This is a genomic window from Nonomuraea sp. H19 (genome assembly GCF_052068215.1).
Classification (GTDB): Bacteria; Actinomycetota; Actinomycetes; order Streptosporangiales; family Streptosporangiaceae; genus Nonomuraea.
Genome location: NZ_JBQHCV010000149.1, coordinates 1 through 538 on the forward strand (window position 1 = coordinate 1; position 538 = coordinate 538).

The 538-nt window shown below is 66.9% G+C and carries 1 protein-coding gene; it reads right to left on the reverse strand.

The window, feature by feature from the left end; all coding sequences use genetic code 11:
• Positions 1-16: 16 nt before the first annotated feature.
• A partial coding sequence (locus ACTMTI_RS56995) for an ISAs1 family transposase (protein ID WP_441129429.1) occupies positions 17-538 on the reverse strand: 522 nt, incomplete at its 5' end.

Here is a 538-nt window from a genome sequence, read left to right on the forward strand (position 1 = left end):
CAGGGCCGAAGCGTTCTCATGTTGTAAGACCGAGGAGCTGGAGTCCGTCGGCGGGATGACTGCGGTAATGGTCGGTGGCGGCGGTGATGTTGGTCCAGCCGATGAGGCGGGTCAGACCGATGGCCAGATTTCGGAGGCTCGCCATGATCCGGGGTGCGGTGCCGGTGCGGATTTTGGAGGCGTCCTCGCGGAAGGTGACGTCGCGGATGTGGTGCAGGACTTCGATGCTCCAGTGGCCACGGATGAGCGTGGCGAGCTGGGCGTGGGTGATCCGTCCCGGTGGGAGGCTGGTGACGGCGTAGATGGTGACGATGGTGGTCTTGCCGGTTCGGTGGTCGGTGCGGCGGCGTTTGACCTGGATCGCCTGGGCGGCGTACGGGAAGGGCAGATCGGGGCGGACCGTGCAGATCTTCATGCGGCGGATCTCGCGGCGGCCGTGGCCGGTCTCGTCGGTGCGGTCGTTGAGGACCGCTTCGCGCCAGGGCAGAGTCTTGAGCCGGCGGTGCAGCGTGGGCTGGTTGCCCTTGGCGATGAACAG